The following is an 18,962-nucleotide window of genomic DNA, read 5'->3' as shown; positions in this document are numbered from 1 at the left end:
AGTGAAGTGTCTGCGCTTTGTAACCAGCAGCGAACGAACGGAACCCTGCAGTGAGCGGGATGACCTGGGAACTGCGTTCATCGTTGCCATGCCGCAATCTTGAACAGAAATCGGGGTCGTGACACTCCGACGTGTGCACTCAAATCAAATTTGTGCGCGCTTCACCATCGCAACACGTGGTTGGGCTGTCAACGAAGAAGGAACGGAGAGTTGCTGCCAACGATGTTCTCATGGCACAGGCGATGCGATCATGCGGCCGAAGCGGAGGAAAGTTCAGCGGCCGCCGTTCTTGCCTCGCTGGGGCTGCCGGGATAAACACGTTGCCACGCCCTGCGCAATTGCCGCGTGGAAGAGAATCCTGCCCGCTCGGCGATGTTCTCCATATCGAGTTCGCTTTGCAACAGGAACTCACGCGCGAGAGCCACGCGCAGCCGATTGCGATAGTCGACGATCGACATGCCTACCTGCTTATGGAACAGCCTTGAGAGGTGCCTGATGCTCGCACCCGCGATTTGGGCGAGCTGAACTCTGTTCCAGGCCCGCGAGGGATTTGCCGCGATGGCATCCTGCACTCGATGCACGGCAGGGTGAATGTGGTTACGGCCCTCCAGCCATGGCGAAACTTGCGGATCCGAGCCGGTGCGGCGGATGTAGACCACGAGGTGACGCGCGATTGCTACGGTGCAGGCTGGGCCCAGAAGACGGCCGACGAAGTAGAGCATGAGATCGACACCGGCAGTGATACCGGCCGAGGTGTAGATGTTGCCATCCTGCACAAAGAGGCGATCTTCGAGCACTCTCGCCTTGGGTGCGATGCGCGCGAGGCCCGCGCAGTCCGCGTGATGAGTCGTGCAGCTACGACCATCGAGCAAACCAGCGTGGCCGAAGAATAGCGTCCCAGAGCAAATTCCGACCAGCGTGTGGGTTGGACGAATGTTGTTCTCCAGCCAACGAACGATGACGGCCTGGTCTTCGCCGTCGCCTCCGTGGTCTTTCGGGCGCCCCCAATTGGTCGGGTTGTCGACACTGCCAAACACCATCACGATGGCGTCGTCAGGAAGAGATTCGGGCAGCGGCTCAATCGTATGCAGGTCGAGGCCAATAGACGTACTGATGGAGCGCGTGACACCGACGCAGCGTACGCGGAAGTAGACCGCCTTTTGCTCGATGTTGGCGCGGCGGAGCACATCGAGCGGGCCACCGAGATCGAGAAGCGAGACGCGTGGAGGAAGGACGGCGATAACCTGAATTTCGCGTCTCGCCGAAGGAAGCTGTGTGATTGCATGAGGCCCGGAGCCGTTCCGGACGCGCTGATGCCGAACCATTTCGACGCCCTCTCGTCTCCTACTGTACGCCCGGCGATGCCGCGCCAAAAGGAGCGCAGCGGCCATGAAAGGGACAAAAAGGGACATCGTGAGATGCCAGGAATAGAAGAGGCGGCGACCTCCCTACAGCCCTAACCCGCCATCCACCGCCAGCAACTGCCCGGTGATGAAGTTGGGGCAGGTCGCAAAGAACAGCACCGCCGCCGCAACATCCTCGACCGTCCCATTGCGCTTCATCGGTGTCTTCTGCGCAAAGTGCTCGTAGCCTGAGCTGATCTCTCCCGTCGTCACAATCATGCCGGGCGCCACACAGTTGACGCTTATCTCCGGCGCCCACGCCTTCGCCATCGTCTGCGAAAGCATGTGCACCGCCGCCTTCGACGTGCAGTAGTGCGCGTGCGTCGACCACGGGTGCAAACCGCCCAGCGACCCGATATTGATGATCCGCCCCCGCGCGCGCTTCAGATGCGGATATGCGTGTTTCGCCACCAGGAAGGGACCGCGCGTGTTCGTCGCGAACATCTCGTCCCATTGCCCAATGGTGATCTTCTCCAGCGTCTCCGTCTCGAACCGCCCGGCGTTGTTCACGAGAATATCGATCCCGCCAAGAGCCAGCGCAGCGTCGTCCAGAGCCCGTTCGACGCTCCACTCATGATGCACATCCATGCCCACCGCGAGCGCCCTCACCCCAAGCCCACCAAGATCGATCGCCGTCTGCTCCGCCTCATCGACCGAGCCACGATAAGTAATCGCAACGTCTGCCCCCGCGCGCGCCAGCGCCGTAGCCAGTGCACGGCCAATCCGCCGCGCGCCTCCCGTCACCAGCGCCCGCTTGCCCCGCAGCGGACGCGCGTCAGCACTCACTGAGGATTACTCTGCTGTGGCACCGGTTTTGGAATTACCCGCTCCTGCACCCCCGGCTGCGTCTGCGAAGTCTTCCCGTCGTTGTCCACGTACGTCGAAACCTGCGCCTTCGGCCGTTCCAGTTTCAGGGTCATCTCCTTCCCGTCCGCCGGCAGGTCGAACTCCGTCGCCGCCGTCGCATACCCGCTGGCGATCACCTGCACCGTCACGTGGCTGCCCACCTCAAGGACGTCAATTTTGGCGTTGCCATCCGGGTCGGTCTTGACCTCCAGGTTGCCATCGTCTTTGCCGTTACGGGTGGCATGAAATACCACGCCGGCGTTCTCATAAGGCTTGCCATTGAAAGCTTTCACCACCTTCACAACCACCGTCGCGGTGGGTGGTGGCGGCTGCCATTTCCGGCCATGTTCCTGGGCTGAAGCGTCTGTACCGGCCATCGTCGCGGTCAGAAAGACCGCCGAGAGCGCGAAACTGCTGAATCTCATGCCCTGCATTCTACCGCGCCTGAGACAGCGCTGGCCCGGCCCAGCTTCCCGTCCAAGTTGCGCCCCCTCTTAGCCATAACTATGCGCGTCTTTCACTCACATTTTACGGTTGACCGCTTGACGACCCTCAATCCGGAGGACTACATTAGCACTCGGCAGCAGAGAGTGCCAGAACCCCCGGGCCGACCCCAAAGCGGCCTCCCGGCTTCCCTGCAAACCGCAATCAAGGAGACAAAGAGGAACATGGCAGCTAATAAATTCACGCCGTTGCACGACCGCATTCTGGTCCAGCGCCTCGAGGAGAGCGAAACCGTCCGCGGCGGTATCATCATCCCCGATTCCGCCAAGGAAAAGCCCCAGCAGGGCAAGGTCATCTCGGTTGGCAAGGGCAAGTCGAACGACGAAGGCAAGGTCTTCCCGCTCGACGTCAAGGCCGGCGACACCGTGCTCTTCGGCAAGTACTCAGGCACCGAGATCAAGCTCGATGGCGAGGACTTCCTCATCATGCGCGAGGAAGAAGTCCTCGGAATCCTCAAGTAGTCCTGCGCGGACGGCGAGACGCGGCTCCGCCGCAGAATCGCTAAACCCCAACGAGAACCGGTAGGTCACGGCTTCAGTCGTGACATTGATTCGAACTCAAAAGATTCGGGGCTTCAGCCCCTGAGGTACGAATCGCATCTCGTATCTCGCATCTCGTATCTGAAACAGGAGCTTTCAAAATGGCAAAGCAGATTCTGCACGGAGAAGAGTCCCGTCAGGCGATTCTGCGCGGTGTCAACCACCTCGCGAACGCCGTCAAGGTGACGCTCGGTCCCAAGGGCCGCAACGTCGTTATCGAAAAGAAGTTTGGTTCGCCCACCATCACCAAGGACGGCGTCACCGTCGCCAAGGAAGTCGAGCTGCCCGAGGGCCTCGAGAACATGGGCGCACAGATGGTCAAGGAAGTCGCTTCGAAGACCTCTGACGTCGCCGGTGACGGCACCACCACCGCAACCGTTCTGGCCCAGGCAATCTATCGCGAAGGCGTTAAGACCGTTGCTGCCGGCGCGAACCCCATGGCGCTCAAGCGCGGCATCGACAAGGCCGTTGAGGCCATCATCGGCAAGCGCGATGAGAACGGCAACGTGCAGGGCGGCTCGCTCAACGAGTTCTCCAAGCCCGTTTCCGGCGAGATGATCGCGCAGGTCGGCACCATCTCCGCCAACTCCGATTCCACCATCGGCACCATCATCGCCGAGGCCATGAAGAAGGTTGGCAAGGATGGCGTCATCACCGTCGAAGAGTCCCGCACCATGGAGACCCAGCTCGACGTCGTCGAAGGCATGCAGTTCGACCGCGGCTACCTCTCGCCCTACTTCGTCACCGATGCAGAGCGCATGGAAGCTGTTCTCGAGAATCCCTACATCCTCATCTACGAGAAGAAGATCTCCACGATGAAGGACCTGCTCCCGTTGCTCGAGCAGATCGCCCGCACCGCCAAGCCCCTGCTGATCATCGCTGAGGACGTTGACGGTGAGGCGCTCGCCACTCTCGTGGTCAACAAGCTGCGCGGCACCCTGAACGTCGCAGCCGTCAAGGCTCCCGGGTTCGGCGATCGCCGCAAGGCCATGCTCGAGGACATCGCTGTTCTCACCGGCGGCAAGGCCATCACTGAGGACCTCGGCATCAAGCTCGAGGGCGTCAAGATCGAGGACCTCGGCTCTGCCAAGCGCGTGACCATCGACAAGGACAACACGACGATCGTTGACGGCGGCGGAGCTGACGACAAGATCGCCGGTCGCGTGAAGGAGATTCGCGCACAGGTCGAGAAGACCACCTCCGACTACGACCGCGAGAAGCTGCAGGAGCGCCTCGCCAAGCTCGTCGGCGGCGTCGCCGTCATCAAGGTCGGTGCAGCTACCGAGACCGAGATGAAGGAGAAGAAGGCCCGCGTCGAGGATGCGATGCACGCAACCCGCGCGGCCGTCGAAGAGGGCATCGTCCCTGGCGGTGGTGTGGCTCTCGTCCGCGCCGGCAAGGCCGTCGACAAGCTCGTCAAGGAACTCGAAGGTGACGAGAAGGTCGGCGCGCAGATCATCCGCCGCGCGCTCGAAGAGCCGCTTCGCATGATCGTCCAGAACGCCGGCGAAGAGGGTTCGGTCGTCATCGGCAAGATCAACGACTCCAAGGACGCGAACTTCGGCTACAACGCCGGAACTGGCGTCTACGAGGACCTGGTCAAGGCCGGTGTCATCGACCCGACCAAGGTCACCCGCACTGCCCTGCAGAACGCGGCCTCCATCGCCGGCCTCATGCTCACCACCGAGGCCATGATCGCCGAGATCCCCGAGAAGAAGGAAGCAGCGGGCGGCGGCCACAACCACGGCGGCGGCATGGACGGCATGTACTAATCTGTTGTTCTTGCCTTTGCGCGAAGGCGCATCGGCTCCATGCAATGGCCCTGGAGAAATCCAGGGCCTTCGCTTTTGTGCCCAGCTATGACCGCGGGCCGATCCTTGTTTATACTGTTGAGAGCAACTAGTTGCTCAGCCGCAGGAACCTTCTGTGGCTCTTTTTTTGCGCCAGTCTCCTCTGCTACCTTTCCCACAGTGAAATTCGCTGTCCCACTGTAGACGGAGGTCGTTCGTCAGTCGTCTACGAATATGCTGGTTGGAGAACTCGCGCTAGGGCTTTTGGAGGTTGTTTGATCGTCCTGGAAGGAGTCGAGAGAAAACCCTCAATCTCTCGACGCATTGGCGAATTTGTCTACAGCCAGCCCGCCGCGGTTTGGGTTACCGGCGCAACTCTTCTGGCATTCCTCATCCGCTTCATCGTCGTCTGCTGCGTCTTTCGCGATATCGCCAGTCCCCTCAACGCCCACGCTGATTTCGGCTACGAAATGGGCTGGACGGCGCGCTGCATCTTCCTCGGCCACGGATTCAGCGGCCCCTTCCAAACCATCACCGGCCCCACCGCCATCGTCCCCCCGCTCTACCCCTACCTTCTCGCAGGCATTTTCAAGCTCTTCGGCCTCTACACGCCGCTCTCCTCCTTTGTCGCGCTTTTCCTCAACGCCGTCCTCTCCTCGCTCACATGCATCCCTATTTACGGCGCGGCGCGGGAGTCCTCCGGCGAGCGCCTGGCGCGCTGGGCAGCGATCGGCTGGGCCATCTACCCCTTCGCGATTTACTTCTCCGCAGGCCGCGTCTGGGACTACGCGCTCACCTCATTCCTCTTCGCCTGCCTGTTCTGGTGGGCCATGCGTCTGCATCGCACCGTCGGCGTGGGCTCCTGGCTGCTCTTCGGTCTCGTCTTCGGCATCACCGCCCTTTCGAACCCCTCCGTCGCGTCTATCCTTCCGTTCCTCTTGCTAATCGCCGTTCACCGAGCCCGGCAAATCGGTGTGCCATCCTTCAAGCGCGCCATGATCGCCTTCGCCGCCTTCGCGGTCGTCATCCTTCCCTGGACCATCCGCAATCAGCGCGTGCTGCACATGACCACGCCCCTGCGTGACGGTTTCTGGCTCGAGCTCTACGCAGGCAACATCGGCGACCCCGCGGACAGTAACTCGCCTTACGCGCACCCCGCCAGCAATCCCGACGAGCTGGCGCTCTACGCACAAATGGGCGAGCCCGCCTACATGGCTCAGAAGCACGACCTCGCCATTGCCGCCATTCGCCAGCACAAACGCCGCTTCGTCGAAGCCAGCGTTCGCCGCTTCTTCCGTTACTGGACTGGCTACTGGAGCTTCAATCCCGGCTATCTCCAGAAGGAGCCGTTCGACATTCCCAACGTTCCCTTCTGCACCACGCTGTCGCTCTTCCTCATCGCCGGCCTCATCACCTGGCGTCGCAATCAGAGCAGCACGCTGCTTCCCTTCGCGCTTCTCCTCATCACGTTTCCGATTCCCTACTACCTCACCCACGCTTCCATGGACTACCGTCAGCCCATCGAGCCGGAGCTCGCCATTCTTGTCACTGCCGGCATGCTCGCCGTTCGCGACCGCGTGAAAGCACACGCCACCGAGCCCATCGAGATGCCCGCGTCCGACCTCGATCTCGTTCCCTCCTAAAGCTTGCCTGCGACCCAAAAAACAGAGGCTCCGCGATGCGGAGCCTCTTTGCTTTCCAGCGAAACACCTACCTTGTAGCGATCGTCTCTTCCGTCAGCCCCGGACGCACCGCCTCCGGCGCACGCACCTTCACGCCGGACAGGTTCGACTTCACCTTGATCCGCACCAGCGCATCGCGCTTGTTCTGTGCGTTCGCCCTGAATCCAAGCTCATAACTCGAATTGATGGCGCGCTCGAACTGATTCAGATAAGGCATGATCGACACCGGCGTAATAGTCCCGTTGTTGAACAGCATTCCGCCCGTCGCATCGCCCACCTGTTGCAGGTAGCTCTGCCCGCTGAAGCTGCCGCGTCCACCGCGGAACCCGGAGTCCTGGAAGTAGATCGAGTACACGGCCACGCCCGCACGCACAGCATCATCCTGCGCCGTCTGCACATACGGACTGTCCTGGTTCATCATCGACGTGCTGCCGTTGTAAGGGTCAACGCCATTCGTGATCATCAGCACAAAACGCGCCGCCGGCTCCTGCGAAGGCCAGTGCTTCACAAGATCCGACAGGCAGAAGTACGGACTCGCACTCTGTCCAGGCACTCCCAGCGGAACCCGAATCTGGTTCGCAAGCTCCTGGTGGTCTGCCGTGAAGTGGCCCGACGATTTCACCGTGCCATTCTCCATGTAGCCCACCAGCACGCCGGCATTGCGCGGCAGGCTGTTCACAAAAGTGCTGATTTCCTTCAACTGCAGCCCGAAGTTCGTCCGCAGTCCATCGTCGATCAGAATCGCGATCTCCTCGTTTCCCGACGACGCTGCTCTCAGCGAGGTGATCGGCGTGTCATGGCCATTCACCTGCAAAGTCAGCCCCCGCGCGTCAATCTGAACAGGATTCTTCGATTCCACATTAATCAGTGCGGTCGTCGGAACCGGGCCCTCCTGCGGAAGCTCCTGGGCGAGCGCTGGCGCCGCAACTCCGGCTGCCAACGCGGCCAACATAAAGCCTGAACGAATTCCTCTTAACATCGTGCTTCTCCTTCCATCTCTCTATTAGATGAAGACGTTGCACAAACGATGGAGTTGCGGTTACCGCTATTCGGACGGCCACAACCGCCCCGTTCTCAGTCGCCGCCAATCCGTATCTTCAGGCCTCCGCGAGCCGTCAGCGGCAGCGATGGATATCCGATCGGCCCGATGTGCTGATTGTTCATCAGGTTCTGGGCCTGCACGAAAACAGTGATTCTGCTGCCGATCGCATACGTTCCACCCAGGTCGAGCTTCGCATACCCAAAATCGAGGTTCCGATTCGGCAGCAGCAGCGTGTTATCAAAGTTCGGGGTCAGCCCGTCCAGAAACGTCGAGTCGTCGCTGCGGCTCACATACGCTCCCTGAAACAGCACACTGAACTTTGACTTCGCATACTCCACCGTCGTAAACCCTGTGTGCGGTGGCCGACGAAACACCCGCGCACCCACCAGCGGGCTCTCCGCCCCAATCGCCACGCCCGGAATATCCGGGTTCTCCGTCGGCGCTCCCTGGTTCGCCGCCACAGCGTCTGACGCAAACGACTGCAGCACCACCGTGTCGAGATACGTATACCCGCCGCGCACCATCCAATGCGCCGTCGGCTGCCACTGCAACTCGAGCTCCGCTCCCTGCGCGCGGTACGCCAGCGAGTTCACATACGCCTCATAGATCGACGAAAACGGACACACACTGTTGCCGCACACCATCCCAATGCCGAAGTACTGCGCCAGCGCCCCGCTGCCCACGCCCTCCAGCTGATGGTCAAAGATGTTGTGGAAGTATCCCGCGCGAAGCACCAGCTTCTCGCCCTTGATGTTCTGGTCCACTCCAACGTCGTACGTGCGCGAGCGCTCCGCTCCCTGCGGCCCGATGTGATACGTCGCGATGTCCGCAGTATCCCCGTTCTGCAGAAGCTGCGTATACAGGCTGTTGAACTCCAGTGCCAGCGTCGGCTCCTGCACACCCGTCGCCGCATTCGCGCGCAGCCGCGTTCCATGAAACCACTTCGCCGACGGCCTCACCGGCACATACGTAAACCCAATCCGCGGCGTGCCTGCAGTCCCATACAGATGGTTCTTCTCAACCGCGCCGCCCAGCGAATACGAAAACCGCCCCTTCACCTCGCCCTGAAACTGCAGGTTGTACTCATAGTTCGTCCGTTGAATTCGCTCGTGCTCAAAGTACTCGGCGTTGTTGTAGCTCCCACGCTCGTTGTCATACCTGAACCCGACCAGCACATTGAACAGCGGGCTCCGCGTCCAGTCGCTCTGGTAGTAAAGCTGATCGCGATTCGACGACTGATCGTCCGTCCCCGTCAAAAACGCCGCCTGCCCTGTCGCCGAATATCCATTCGCGCCGCGGAAGAAAACATTGTTGCCGAAGTACTCCGTAAACTCATACGGAGTCCCCGCATCAAACGTGATCGGATTCCCCACATTCCCGAACTGCGTCTGCTGCTCGCGCTTCCGCGCAACCCCATAGCGCACCAGGTTGTGCCAGTTCCCGGCCGTGCGGTACTCCGCCGTCAGGCCCGAGTACAAATCCTGATCGCCCTCTTTCGCCGTGTTCGTGATGTTGTAAAAGTCATACGGCCCCGGCAGCCCCTGCGCCGCGTCCGTATTGCGAATTGTGAACCGCACATCTGCATTCCCGCTGAACGAGTAGCCAATGTTCGCCGCAGCCGTCGCCGCGTGAAACTTGTCGTTCGGCAGCGCATTGCGCGTGTCGAATCGCGAGAACGCGCCAAAGTAGTCGAGCTTCTTATACGTTCCGCCGCCCGTCGCCTCATTGCGATACTCATGCAGCGTTCCCGCATCGCCCGAGTAGTTGAGCACCGGCTTCAGCGTGTACCCGCGCGGCGTCTCGATCGTAACCACGCCCGCACCCGCATCCGTTCCGTAGATGCCAGAGTCCGGCCCGCGATACACCTCAATCCGATCAATCGCCGTCGAGCTCACCGTGCCGTAATCAAACGTGCCGCCCACATCCTCCGCCGGGATCCCATCCACTAGCACCAGGTTGGCAGTCGAGTTCCCGCCTCGCAAAAACAGCGACGTCACACCACCCGCCTGCCCGCTCTGCGCCAGGAACACTCCCGGCGACTGCTCCAGCGTATCCACCACACCCACATGCGTTGCCAGCTGCCCGCCCGGAATCACCGTCACTGGCGCAGTCAACTGCGGAACCGGCGTTGGAATCTCCGTCGCGCTCACGCTCATCGCCTGCTGCACCGTCACCGCAGAGAGCACGACATCGCGCTCCACAACATCCGTCGCACCGCCGTAAAACTCCTGCCCGATCGCCGGCAGAAATCCCACCGACGACCCCAGCAGCGTAAAGCGTCCCGCATCTGCCGAGCGGATCTCATAAGACCCATCCGCAAGTGCATACCCGATCGCCGTAACCTGGCCCTGCTTAATGAGCTGCACGCGCGCTCCGGGCACAGCCTTGCCCAACGCGTCCGTCACCCGCCCGCGAATGACCACCGCATGCGCCTGCAGCGCCAAAAAACCCGCCAGGATTGTCGAAAGAAGAACGCCCGCAAACCAGGTGCGAGACGGCCGACCGTGCGCCTGCAGGCGCCGATTCAGAAGAGTCATCATATGTCTCCTCGCTTCCCCTTCGGAAGCGTGGCAGAGGCAATACTCAGAGAACCGGTCTCCTGACTGGCGCGATTTCAAAGCCGTTCACCTTAGCAGCTCCTTCCCGATGCATGACATCAGTGGACGCTGCCGGAACAACCTCACCACGTTGCATCACCAACATGGTGCGCGCTTCACAGTTGCGGGGCAGTGGCGGAGTTTCACCGCGCTTCCCGAACATTCCCGAGCGATAGCAGTTATCAGTCACACATCGCCGCGAGCAGCGACGCAGAAATCAGAGACTCAGTGTACACGGCCTCACGGAACGATCAGCACCTTCCCCGTCGTCTTCCGCGCCTGCAGATCGATCTGCGCCTGCTGCGCCTCGTCCAGCGAATACCTCTTCCCGATCCGCACCTTCAGCTTCCCTTCGGCGACCCAGTCGAACACATCCTTCGCTCGCCGCTCCAGCTCCTCGCGCGTCCGCACATAATCCTTCAGTGTCGGCCGCGTCACGTACAGAGACCCCATCGTCGACAGCCGTATCAGATCGAACGGAGGCACCGCCCCGCTCGACCCTCCATACAGCGCCATCAACCCTCTCGGCCGCAAACACTTCAGCGAGTCCTCAAACGTCGTCTTCCCCACCGAGTCATACACCACCGGCAACCCCTCCGGCACCATCCTCTTCACCGCTTCCGCGAAGTTCTCCTTCGTGTACAGGATCACATCGTCCGCTCCCGCCCCCCGCGACAGCTCCGCCTTCTCGTCGGTCGACACCGTCGTGATCACCCGCGCGCCAATCATCTTCAGCATCTGCGTAATCAGCAGCCCCACTCCGCCCGCGCCCGCATGTACCAGCACCGTATCCCCTCGCTGCACAGGGTACGTGTCATAGATCAGGTAGTGCGCCGTCATCCCCTGCAGCAACACCGCCGCAGCATTATCGAGATTCATCCCCGCCGGCACATGCAGCAGATCCTTCGCCTGCGCGCACGCATACTCCGCATACGTCCCGCGCGTCCCATTCCACGCAACGTGGTCCCCAACCGCAAACCCCGTTACGCCCTCACCAAGCTTTTCAACGACCCCCGCCGCCTCCTGCCCCGGAATAAACGGCAGTTTCTCCGGATAGCGCCCCTCGCGAAAATATGTATCGATAAAGTTCACGCCGGACGCCGCAATGCGCACCAGCACCTCGCCGGCCTTCGGCTCGGGCCGCGGAACCTCCACCAGCTCCAGAACCTCCGGGCCACCCGTCTTCTTTACCTGAATCGCTCGCATAGTTGAAAGCATACTGCGGCCCTGCGGTCCATCGCCGCGGTTCTACTGATCTCTGATTTCTGTTCTCTGATCTCTGATCTCTGATCTCTGCCTTACCGCAGCAGACTCTCTTCCGACGACCGCATCCGCACCACGCGCTCCACCGCATACGGCGACCTGTGCGACTGCGTGAAGAAGTGCCGCACCTGCAGCTCACCCAGCAGCCCCACGCCGATCAACTGCATACCCGCCACAATCAACACACTCGCAATGATGAACAATGGCGCATGCTCGCCCGCGACATCGTGCCCCGACAACAGCTTATGAATCAGCAGCCACAGCGCAATCCCGCCGCCGCTCAGCACACCAACCGACCCCAGCCCCCCGAAGAAATGCAGCGGCCGCGTCATGTACTTCAGCAGGAAGCGAATCGTCACCAGATCGAAGAACACACGGAACGTGCGCCCCAGCCCGTAATGACTCTGCCCGTTCTCGCGCGCCGGGTTGGAGATCGGCACCTCGCAGATCGTCGCCCCGTACCAGCTCGCCAGCGCCGGAATGAAGCGGTGCATCTCGCCGTAAAGCGGAATGTTCTGGATCAACTCGCGGCGGTACGCCTTGAACGTCGTTCCAAAGTCGTGAATGTCCACCCCGGAAAGCCCGGCCATCATCCAGTTGGCCACCCGCGAAGGCACCCTGCGCACGAAGTTGTCCGCGCGCTGCGAGCGCCATCCGCTCACCACGTCGTAACCCTCTTCCAGCTTCGCCAGAAACCGCGGAATCTCATTCGGGTCATGCTGCAGGTCACCATCCATCGCCACGATGAACTCGCCCGACGCATGATCAAACCCGGCCGCCAGCGCCGACGTCTGCCCAAAGTTCCGCCGCAGCTTCACCACCAGCACACGAGAGTCGACCGCCGCAATCTCCTCCAGCAGCCTGTACGTGCGGTCGCGCGAGCCATCATCCACAAACACCAGCTCAAAGCTCGCCTCGACATGCTCCATCACGCCCTTCACGCGGTCGTAAAGTCGCGTGACGTTCTCCTCTTCATTGTGAAAAGGAACGACGATGGAATATTTCGGCACGATAAGATGATACCCCCTCAACTCCCTCAGCCTTCCCAAGCCGTGCCCTCCCGGGTTCAAAGCCGCCTCACGATACACTGAAAACAATGGCCCGGTAGCTCAGATGCATAGAGCAGCGCACTCCTAACGCGAAGGTCGCAGGTTGGACTCCTGCCCGGGCCACCAGTATCCACCGGTCTCCGGATCACGCTCTGCATCAGGACTCCTGCCGGGGCCACCAGTATCCACCGGTCCGAATCACGCTCTGCATCAGGACTCCTGCCAGGGCCACCATCACACCACATCTGATCGAATCACGCTCTGCATGGCTCATTCACGCGTAAACCGGACTGTGGAGTAGACTGTGGAGTGAGGTCCACAGTCATGGAAACCGTGCAGATCGTTCTTGATAAGAAGCTCCTGCAGGCCGCCGACCGTGCAGCACGCCGTTTGAAGCGTAACCGTTCCGCCCTGGTCCGCGATGCCCTGCGGGCGCACCTTCGCCAACTCGCCATCGGAGAGCTCGAGCTGCGCGATCGCCAGGGTTATCTGAGTCAGCACAACATCGATAATGATTTGCAAATCTGGGAGTCGGAGGCAGAGTGGCCGGCAGAATAGTTCGTGGCGACGTCCGTCTTTATCAATTCGCTGCACCTGATAAGAAGAGGCCAGTCCTCGTGCTCACCCGCGACAGTGCCTTGGAATATCTTCCGAGCGTCACGGTTGCACCGATCACGTCCACAATCCGCGGCGTGCCATCCGAGGTTGTCCTGCATGAAGCCGACGGACTGAAGACGACCTGCGCCGTCAATCTGCACAATGCCGTCACTGTCCGCCAGGATCGACTAGGCAAGCGAGTGACCCAACTCGGCCCTGCTCGTATGAACGAGGTCTGCAACGCTCTACGCTTCGCCCTCGGCTGCGATCCCTCCGCATAGTCAATTGATGCTGGAAAGCGCATAGGCCTGATAGCCCGTGGCCTTCATGTACTCCCAATCCAGATAAATATAGCCGGCGTCCGCAAAGCAGTTATCCCAACTATTCTTGATGATGAAGTAGCCAGGCCCAACAGCAGGCGGAATACCTGCAGGCAGCTCGTCATTCCCTGCGAATCCCACCACATGAACAACATGCCCGCCGAGCGGCTTAGCCTGCACATCGCTGGCGTTATAGGTGATGTATCCCGGCGTGGTCACGACCGTCTGTCCCTTGCTGTTGACCGTAGTGTTCCCGCCGGCGCCAAAGTTCGGACTCACGTTGAAGCTCCACACCACAGCCTGATTAAAAGCCAGATTCAGTACCAGATACTCCACAGACAATTCGGTGTCATTCGGATTCCAGAACGACGTCACCGACGTTGGATGATACGGCGACCCCGACACTCCGGCATCGTGCAATGCACAAATCGGAAGGTAGATCCCGAAGATATCGATGCTTGTACAGAAGCCCGGAGCCTGCGGCGCCGAATCTGAACAGCCAGGTTCGCTGCCAGGATAGTTCGCGCAGGAGTTGTGGTACACCGCATCCGAAAACGTCCGCGAGTGCGAAGGGTTGTAGTCCCACGATTTTTCGTAGGGGAAAAAGTAGTTGTTGCTGATCGCGTCGCTGAGTTCTTCAAACGAGTCTCCCGTCTCGTGCATGTAACCCGGGCTCCAGGTCAGCCGGTAGTGCTCCATCAGGTCTTCTTCAGCGAGATTCACCTTCACCCCATGATTCTGCGACACCATCAACTCCATCGCCGAAGTCGCCGCAAATGTATGACACGTCTCCCGATTCCCCTGGTCTTTCACGCACGTGAGATACGGCCGCAGCGGAAAGTTCGCAGTCGGCAGCGTCGCGTACAGCCCCGTTGACGATGGCGTGCACGCGTTATTGTTCCCCGAGCGATCGCCGTAGTTCCCGTTCTGCGCCGTGCCGCCAGTCTCTCCATCGCAGTCAGCCGGCGAAGGCGGCATCAACGATGGCAGCGGATTGCGCAGGATGACAGGCCAGTTGACCGCCAGCGAACCAAGCGCAGAGACGACGGTTGAAACCGGCGCTCCCGTGAGGCTGGACGGCAGCGGGAGATTACCTAAATTGCACGCCGGCCCAACCGCGCTCGGCGCGATCGTCCCCGGATTGCTGCAGCTCTGCAACGCGTTGACGTAAGCGTTGGTATACAGGTTCAATTGAGCACCGGCGCTCTCCGCGAAAACAACCGAGTCATAGACCCCGCTGATCTTGCCGGAGATTCCTTGCGTCTCAACCATTGTGCTCGGCGGAGGACAGTTCCCCACAGCCGCGGCGCCGGTCACGCAGTCAGGCGGCACCGTGAATGCCACCGTCACCTTCCAATTCCCGTCGCCCACAGGCTGTACGTTCGCACCGGGCGTCGGATTCGAAAGCAGCAGCTTCAGCAGTTGCGGGTTCGGATTCTTGATAAGGTAATCGGCAATTACAAGCAGGTGCTGGATATCTTCCAGCGCCAGTTGCTCGTTCTGCAGCGTGGCCGCAATGCACGGGTCTGGCGGCTCGAACACCGCCGCATTCGCTGCAGGAACAACCAGCCGGCAGAAGTCGAAGAGAGTCCTGATCGTCGGCGTGGTGCTTTGCGCGGATGCACTTGAAAGCAGAGCGGAGGCAATCGCGAAGACGAAAAACAGCCGGAGTGCGCGACGTGTGCGAGCGTGCATGGAAATCCTCCATTCAGACTTCATTGCCGCGAAAGCGATCGAATGGGGATCAATCACAAAGAGCTGATCCTGTTCGATCGCTCCTTCTGTTGCATGCTGGATTGGCTCGCCCGGAAGCTCGTGCGAGCAGCGAAAAGTCTGGCCCCGACCTGGAAATTTGTCAAAGATTTTCGGAAGACGACCGATTTGTGCGTTTCCAAATCCGAGACGCTCCGCGGATGCCATTGATTCGCAAGAACACCCGCCGCAACTCACCCGACTGCGGAGCTCTAAATCCTGCCTGCGCTACCATGGCTCAAAATCCCGGAGAACCGATGAACCCTCTTCTCACCCGCTGGCAGAATTTTTACGTTATCGTCGGCTCCGCCGCCGGCGCCCTTACCGGTCTGCAATTCGTGGTGATGGCCTTGATGGCAAACATGCCCGTAATGGAGAACGAATCCCAGGCAGTCTCCGCCTTCTCGACTCCCAGCATCGTCAACTTCGGCGTCGTCCTCGCACTCGCTGCAGTCGAGGTCATGCCCTGGCACCGCCTCGCGCCCGTATCGATCCTCTGGGCACTCGCCGGTATCCTCGGCATCATCTACACCGCAATCACCGTCCGCCGCTTTCAGACCCAGCAGGCCTACCATCCTGTGCTGGAAGACTGGCTCTACCGCATCATTTTTCCGTTCCTCGGCTACTCCTGTCTCTTCGCAGCCGCTTTCGTGGCTCGCTTCCATCCCACAGGCGCGCTCTTTGAGGTCGCAGCCGTCGTCCTTCTGCTCCTCTTCATCGGCATCCACGATGCCTGGGACAACGCAACCTTCCTCATCTTCGAGAAGCGCGGCGAGATCGACCCTCACAATCCCAAATAGCGCTCACGGCCACTTCAGCCCGGCGACATGAAACACAAACTGCTGGTCCACGCCGAACATCGGCGGCGTCACCCGCACCTCTTTCGCCTGTTCCACCTCGTGCAGCACTCGCTGCGGATCAGGCAAAAATAAAATGCGCGTTCCTCCGCCAGAATCATCCGTGCCCTGCACCGTCTGCTGCACTCCATCCACCTGCAGCTTCGTCTCGCAGCGTCCACGCGAGCAGAAGAACGGATTACCCTCCCTCCACGGCAGGTGCAGATAGCTATCCAGATGCCCCCTCGACCGCCGGAAACAGAGCTCCGCTGCGTCGTCCACAGACCGCGCGCACGCCCATGAGTCACCGCCCTCCGTCTTGTACTCCCAGCTCGAGACCGGCGCCGCAGCCTTCGCAACAGGCTCCGGCTCGTCCTCCTCATGAATCACAATCTTCGGCCCCGCATTGCACGAGGCCAGCAACATCACACACGCGAGCAGCACAACCGCCTTCATGCGCGAAGTCTACCGCAACTCCGCGCTGCAGCGCCGACCTCTCATCTCAGAAAAAAAATGCCCGCGCCAAACCGAGGCGCGGGCTTCTTCAAAATTCGTCTTGTCTACGCCTTCCGCATTCTGCGACGGAAGATGCCACCCATGCCCAGCAGTCCGCTTCCAAGCAGCGCAAGGGTCCCCGGTTCCGGCGCCGGCGCCGGCCCGATGAACGTCTGCGGCTCGCCATTCGAAGAGTCCCAGCTCGTTGGCACGTACAGCTCATAGTTGTTGTAGTTGCTCAGATCCGCAGGGGTCGCGTTGGCGAAAGCATCGCTCAGCAGTTGGTTGATTGCCGTTTCATTCGCCGCGTAGTACGGATCGTACGTAGCGTTCGCAACCGTCGGATCGCCAACCGCCCACGCTGCAAACTGGACGTTCGCAATCTGCGTCGACGTGCTGCTCGGCGTAATCTGCGAGAACAGCCACGCATCCGCCTCGTAATTCATCAACTGCGTAGCATTGGCCGACGCCTGCGCGATCGATTCGATCTTCACATCCCAGCTCTCGCCCGCAGTGATCTCGTTGTCAAAGCTCACACACATAAGCTGCGTGGTCGTCGACGACCCATTCACGCTGAAGTTATACGGATACAGATACACATCCTCCGGCCCGACAGTCTTGCTGCCGGCATCCTGGATCTGACCCGTCGAGTTAATAAACTTCAAGGTGTCTGCACGACTTACCTGCGACGATGCAACAAGAAACACCGCACCCGCCAGGGCATACCACTTCGAAACACGCATAATCATCTCCTGCCGGCGCATAGCCCGGCTGTTGAGGCGGGATTGAGCTCCCACACTTTGCTCTACATAACGCCTGCTTCGGACACACGCTCACTGTCGCCGCGATTTCCGCGCCGTTCACAAGCTCCCGTCACAGGAGATCTACACTTGTCCTTGCTTCTGTGAAGTTACGGCCGAATGATGCTTGCGTGAAGATTGCGACGGTAATTCAATGCGAAGGAGTTAGTAACCCCGCTTCACCGCCATCGGTACTGTAATGTCTCAGTCCGCGACAACACACAACAAAAAGCGGCGGCCACTCTCGCGGCCGCCACCTCTGCTTTATTCACTACTCACTATTCACTCTTCACTTCTCCAATGCCTGCTCCAAATCCGCGATGATGTCCTCCACATCTTCGATACCCACCGAGATTCGAATCAGCCCATCGGTGATCCCCAGCTTCTTTCGTCCCTCTGCTCCCACCGCGGCATGCGTCATCGTCGCCGGATGACACACCAGCGTCTCCACTCCACCCAGCGACTCCGCGAAGTAACAAAGCTCCAGCTTCGAAACAAACGCATTCGCTGCTTCGAGCGAACCGAGTTCAAAAGCCAACATCGACCCAAACCCCTTCTGCTGCCGCTTCGCCAGCTCATGCTGCGGATGCGTCTTCAGTCCCGGATAAAACACCTTCTCCGGCCCGAACCGCTCCACCAACCAATCCGCGACAACCCTCCCGTTCGCATCATGCTGCTTCATTCGCACCGCCAGCGTCTTCACGCCCCGCAGCAACAAATACGAATCAAACGGCGACAGAATTCCACCCGTGCACTTCTGCACAAACCGGAACCGCTCCGCATGCTCCGGTTTCGTCCCCACCAGAACACCGCCCAGTCCATCCGAGTGCCCATTCAAAAACTTCGTCGTCGAATGCATCACGATATCCGCGCCCAGCTCAATCGGCCGCTGCAGATAAGGCGACAGGAACGTGTTGTCTACGCTGACCTCGACGCCCTTCGCGTGACACACCTCCGCCACCGCGCGAATATCCGTCACCGACATCATCGGATTCGTCGGCGTCTCCAGGTGCACCAGCTTCGTCTCCGGCCGCAGCGCAGCCTTAACCGCATCCACATCACGCGTGTCCACATAGGTGAACGTCAGCCCATAGTTCACCAGCACCTGGTTGAACAGCCGCGACGTCCCACCGTACACGTTGTCCGTGCACACCACATGATCGCCGGCCTTCATCATCGTGCACAGCGCCGTAATCGCCGCCATTCCCGACCCAAAACAATGCGCACTCGTTCCACCTTCCAGCGCGCACAAACTCTCTTCCAGCGCATCGCGTGTCGGATTGGTCAGCCGCGCATACTCATAGCCGCGCCGCATCTTCCCAATGCCATCCTGCTTGTACGTGGACGTCAGATAGATCGGCACATTCACCGCACCCGTCAGCTCATCCGGCTCCTGCCCCTCATGAATCGCCCGCGTCGCAAACCCCAAATTCTTCTCACTCATTCA

General features: G+C 60.4%; 17 protein-coding genes, 1 tRNA gene and 1 riboswitch. Of the genes, 7 read left to right on the top strand and 11 right to left on the bottom strand.

The window, feature by feature from the left end:
* Positions 1-248 precede the first annotated feature (248 nt).
* From VGU25_04170 to VGU25_04160, 3 genes are all read right to left on the bottom strand, one after another.
* On the bottom strand, positions 249-1,325 hold the full coding sequence (locus tag VGU25_04170) for a helix-turn-helix domain-containing protein (protein HEV2576388.1): 1,077 nt from the start codon (positions 1,323-1,325) through the stop codon (positions 249-251).
* Between the two features lie 123 nt (positions 1,326-1,448).
* A complete protein-coding gene (locus VGU25_04165) occupies positions 1,449-2,189 on the bottom strand; it encodes an SDR family NAD(P)-dependent oxidoreductase (GenBank protein ID HEV2576387.1) in 741 nt (246 codons plus the stop codon).
* Entirely contained in the window at positions 2,186-2,674 is a 489-nt protein-coding gene (locus VGU25_04160) for a hypothetical protein (protein HEV2576386.1), read from the bottom strand. The genes VGU25_04165 and VGU25_04160 overlap by 4 nt, the downstream gene beginning before the upstream one ends.
* A 243-nt stretch (positions 2,675-2,917) precedes the next feature.
* Here VGU25_04160 and VGU25_04155 point away from each other — a divergent pair, with 243 nt between their 5' ends.
* The 3 genes from VGU25_04155 (at position 2,918) to VGU25_04145 (ending at position 6,725) form a co-directional block, all read left to right on the top strand.
* Positions 2,918-3,214, top strand: coding sequence for a co-chaperone GroES (locus tag VGU25_04155; GenBank protein ID HEV2576385.1), 297 nt, complete (start codon positions 2,918-2,920; stop codon positions 3,212-3,214).
* A gap of 179 nt (positions 3,215-3,393) precedes the next feature.
* Positions 3,394-5,064, top strand: a complete 1,671-nt coding sequence (gene groL, locus VGU25_04150) for a chaperonin GroEL (GenBank protein HEV2576384.1) — start codon at positions 3,394-3,396, stop codon at positions 5,062-5,064.
* A gap of 293 nt (positions 5,065-5,357) precedes the next feature.
* Positions 5,358-6,725 carry a glycosyltransferase family 39 protein gene (locus VGU25_04145; protein ID HEV2576383.1) on the top strand — a complete coding sequence of 456 codons (1,368 nt, stop codon included), beginning with the start codon at positions 5,358-5,360 and terminating at the stop codon, positions 6,723-6,725.
* 67 nt (positions 6,726-6,792) lie between these two features.
* Here VGU25_04145 and VGU25_04140 read toward each other — a convergent pair whose 3' ends face one another.
* The 4 genes from VGU25_04140 to VGU25_04125 all read right to left on the bottom strand — a co-directional run bounded on the left by VGU25_04140 (position 6,793) and on the right by VGU25_04125 (position 12,676).
* On the bottom strand, positions 6,793-7,743 hold the full coding sequence (locus VGU25_04140) for a hypothetical protein (GenBank protein ID HEV2576382.1): 951 nt from the start codon (positions 7,741-7,743) through the stop codon (positions 6,793-6,795).
* Between the two features lie 95 nt (positions 7,744-7,838).
* Positions 7,839-10,346: a TonB-dependent receptor gene (locus VGU25_04135; protein HEV2576381.1), complete on the bottom strand. Its 2,508-nt coding sequence runs from the start codon at positions 10,344-10,346 to the stop codon at positions 7,839-7,841.
* Between the two features lie 31 nt (positions 10,347-10,377).
* Positions 10,378-10,602: riboswitch (cobalamin riboswitch) on the bottom strand.
* A gap of 41 nt (positions 10,603-10,643) precedes the next feature.
* The gene (locus VGU25_04130) at positions 10,644-11,609 is read right to left on the bottom strand and encodes a quinone oxidoreductase (protein HEV2576380.1); all 966 of its coding nucleotides are present in this window, start codon (positions 11,607-11,609) and stop codon (positions 10,644-10,646) included.
* 92 nt (positions 11,610-11,701) lie between these two features.
* On the bottom strand, positions 11,702-12,676 hold the full coding sequence (locus VGU25_04125; GenBank protein HEV2576379.1) for a glycosyltransferase family 2 protein: 975 nt from the start codon (positions 12,674-12,676) through the stop codon (positions 11,702-11,704).
* An 88-nt stretch (positions 12,677-12,764) separates the two neighbouring features.
* Here VGU25_04125 and VGU25_04120 point away from each other — a divergent pair.
* The 3 genes from VGU25_04120 to VGU25_04110 all read left to right on the top strand — a co-directional run bounded on the left by VGU25_04120 (position 12,765) and on the right by VGU25_04110 (position 13,593).
* Positions 12,765-12,841 (top strand) — tRNA-Arg (locus VGU25_04120).
* Between the two features lie 183 nt (positions 12,842-13,024).
* A complete protein-coding gene (locus VGU25_04115; protein HEV2576378.1) occupies positions 13,025-13,273 on the top strand; it encodes a ribbon-helix-helix domain-containing protein in 249 nt (82 codons plus the stop codon).
* Entirely contained in the window at positions 13,258-13,593 is a 336-nt protein-coding gene (locus VGU25_04110; GenBank protein ID HEV2576377.1) for a type II toxin-antitoxin system PemK/MazF family toxin, read from the top strand. Before VGU25_04115 ends, VGU25_04110 begins: the two co-directional genes overlap by 16 nt.
* On the opposite strand, the gene VGU25_04105 is transcribed toward VGU25_04110, so the two are convergent.
* On the bottom strand, positions 13,594-15,327 hold the full coding sequence (locus tag VGU25_04105; protein ID HEV2576376.1) for a C1 family peptidase: 1,734 nt from the start codon (positions 15,325-15,327) through the stop codon (positions 13,594-13,596).
* A 314-nt stretch (positions 15,328-15,641) separates the two neighbouring features.
* On the opposite strand from VGU25_04105, the gene VGU25_04100 reads away from it, so the two are divergent.
* The gene (locus VGU25_04100) at positions 15,642-16,184 is read left to right on the top strand and encodes a hypothetical protein (GenBank protein HEV2576375.1); all 543 of its coding nucleotides are present in this window, start codon (positions 15,642-15,644) and stop codon (positions 16,182-16,184) included.
* Positions 16,185-16,187: 3 nt separating this feature from the next.
* On the opposite strand, the gene VGU25_04095 is transcribed toward VGU25_04100, so the two are convergent.
* The 3 genes from VGU25_04095 to VGU25_04085 form a co-directional block, all read right to left on the bottom strand.
* On the bottom strand, positions 16,188-16,676 hold the full coding sequence (locus VGU25_04095; GenBank protein ID HEV2576374.1) for a hypothetical protein: 489 nt from the start codon (positions 16,674-16,676) through the stop codon (positions 16,188-16,190).
* Positions 16,677-16,780: 104 nt separating this feature from the next.
* Complete coding sequence (locus VGU25_04090) at positions 16,781-17,458, bottom strand: PEP-CTERM sorting domain-containing protein (protein ID HEV2576373.1); 678 nt, start codon at positions 17,456-17,458, stop codon at positions 16,781-16,783.
* A gap of 346 nt (positions 17,459-17,804) precedes the next feature.
* Positions 17,805-18,959, bottom strand: a complete 1,155-nt coding sequence (locus tag VGU25_04085; GenBank protein HEV2576372.1) for a PLP-dependent aspartate aminotransferase family protein — start codon at positions 18,957-18,959, stop codon at positions 17,805-17,807.
* Positions 18,960-18,962: the final 3 nt, after the last annotated feature.

This window comes from Acidobacteriaceae bacterium (assembly GCA_035944135.1).
Taxonomy (GTDB): domain Bacteria; phylum Acidobacteriota; class Terriglobia; order Terriglobales; family Acidobacteriaceae; genus Granulicella.
Note: the sequence above shows the minus strand (reverse complement) of the source record. Positions and strands in the feature narration are given on the sequence as shown.

Excerpts from the sequence above, each read along its gene's own strand:
- VGU25_04170 (HEV2576388.1), bottom strand. The coding sequence starts at position 1,325 with ATGGTTCGGCATCAGCGCGTCCGGAACGGCTCCGGGCCTCATGCAATC.
- VGU25_04160 (HEV2576386.1), bottom strand. The coding sequence starts at position 2,674 with ATGAGATTCAGCAGTTTCGCGCTCTCGGCGGTCTTTCTGACCGCGACG.
- VGU25_04155 (HEV2576385.1), top strand. The coding sequence starts at position 2,918 with ATGGCAGCTAATAAATTCACGCCGTTGCACGACCGCATTCTGGTCCAG.
- groL (HEV2576384.1), top strand. The coding sequence starts at position 3,394 with ATGGCAAAGCAGATTCTGCACGGAGAAGAGTCCCGTCAGGCGATTCTG.
- VGU25_04140 (HEV2576382.1), bottom strand. The coding sequence starts at position 7,743 with ATGTTAAGAGGAATTCGTTCAGGCTTTATGTTGGCCGCGTTGGCAGCC.
- VGU25_04135 (HEV2576381.1), bottom strand. The coding sequence starts at position 10,346 with ATGATGACTCTTCTGAATCGGCGCCTGCAGGCGCACGGTCGGCCGTCT.
- VGU25_04130 (HEV2576380.1), bottom strand. The coding sequence starts at position 11,609 with ATGCGAGCGATTCAGGTAAAGAAGACGGGTGGCCCGGAGGTTCTGGAG.
- VGU25_04105 (HEV2576376.1), bottom strand. The coding sequence starts at position 15,327 with ATGCACGCTCGCACACGTCGCGCACTCCGGCTGTTTTTCGTCTTCGCG.
- VGU25_04100 (HEV2576375.1), top strand. The coding sequence starts at position 15,642 with ATGAACCCTCTTCTCACCCGCTGGCAGAATTTTTACGTTATCGTCGGC.
- VGU25_04095 (HEV2576374.1), bottom strand. The coding sequence starts at position 16,676 with ATGAAGGCGGTTGTGCTGCTCGCGTGTGTGATGTTGCTGGCCTCGTGC.
- VGU25_04090 (HEV2576373.1), bottom strand. The coding sequence starts at position 17,458 with ATGCGTGTTTCGAAGTGGTATGCCCTGGCGGGTGCGGTGTTTCTTGTT.
- VGU25_04085 (HEV2576372.1), bottom strand. The coding sequence starts at position 18,959 with ATGAGTGAGAAGAATTTGGGGTTTGCGACGCGGGCGATTCATGAGGGG.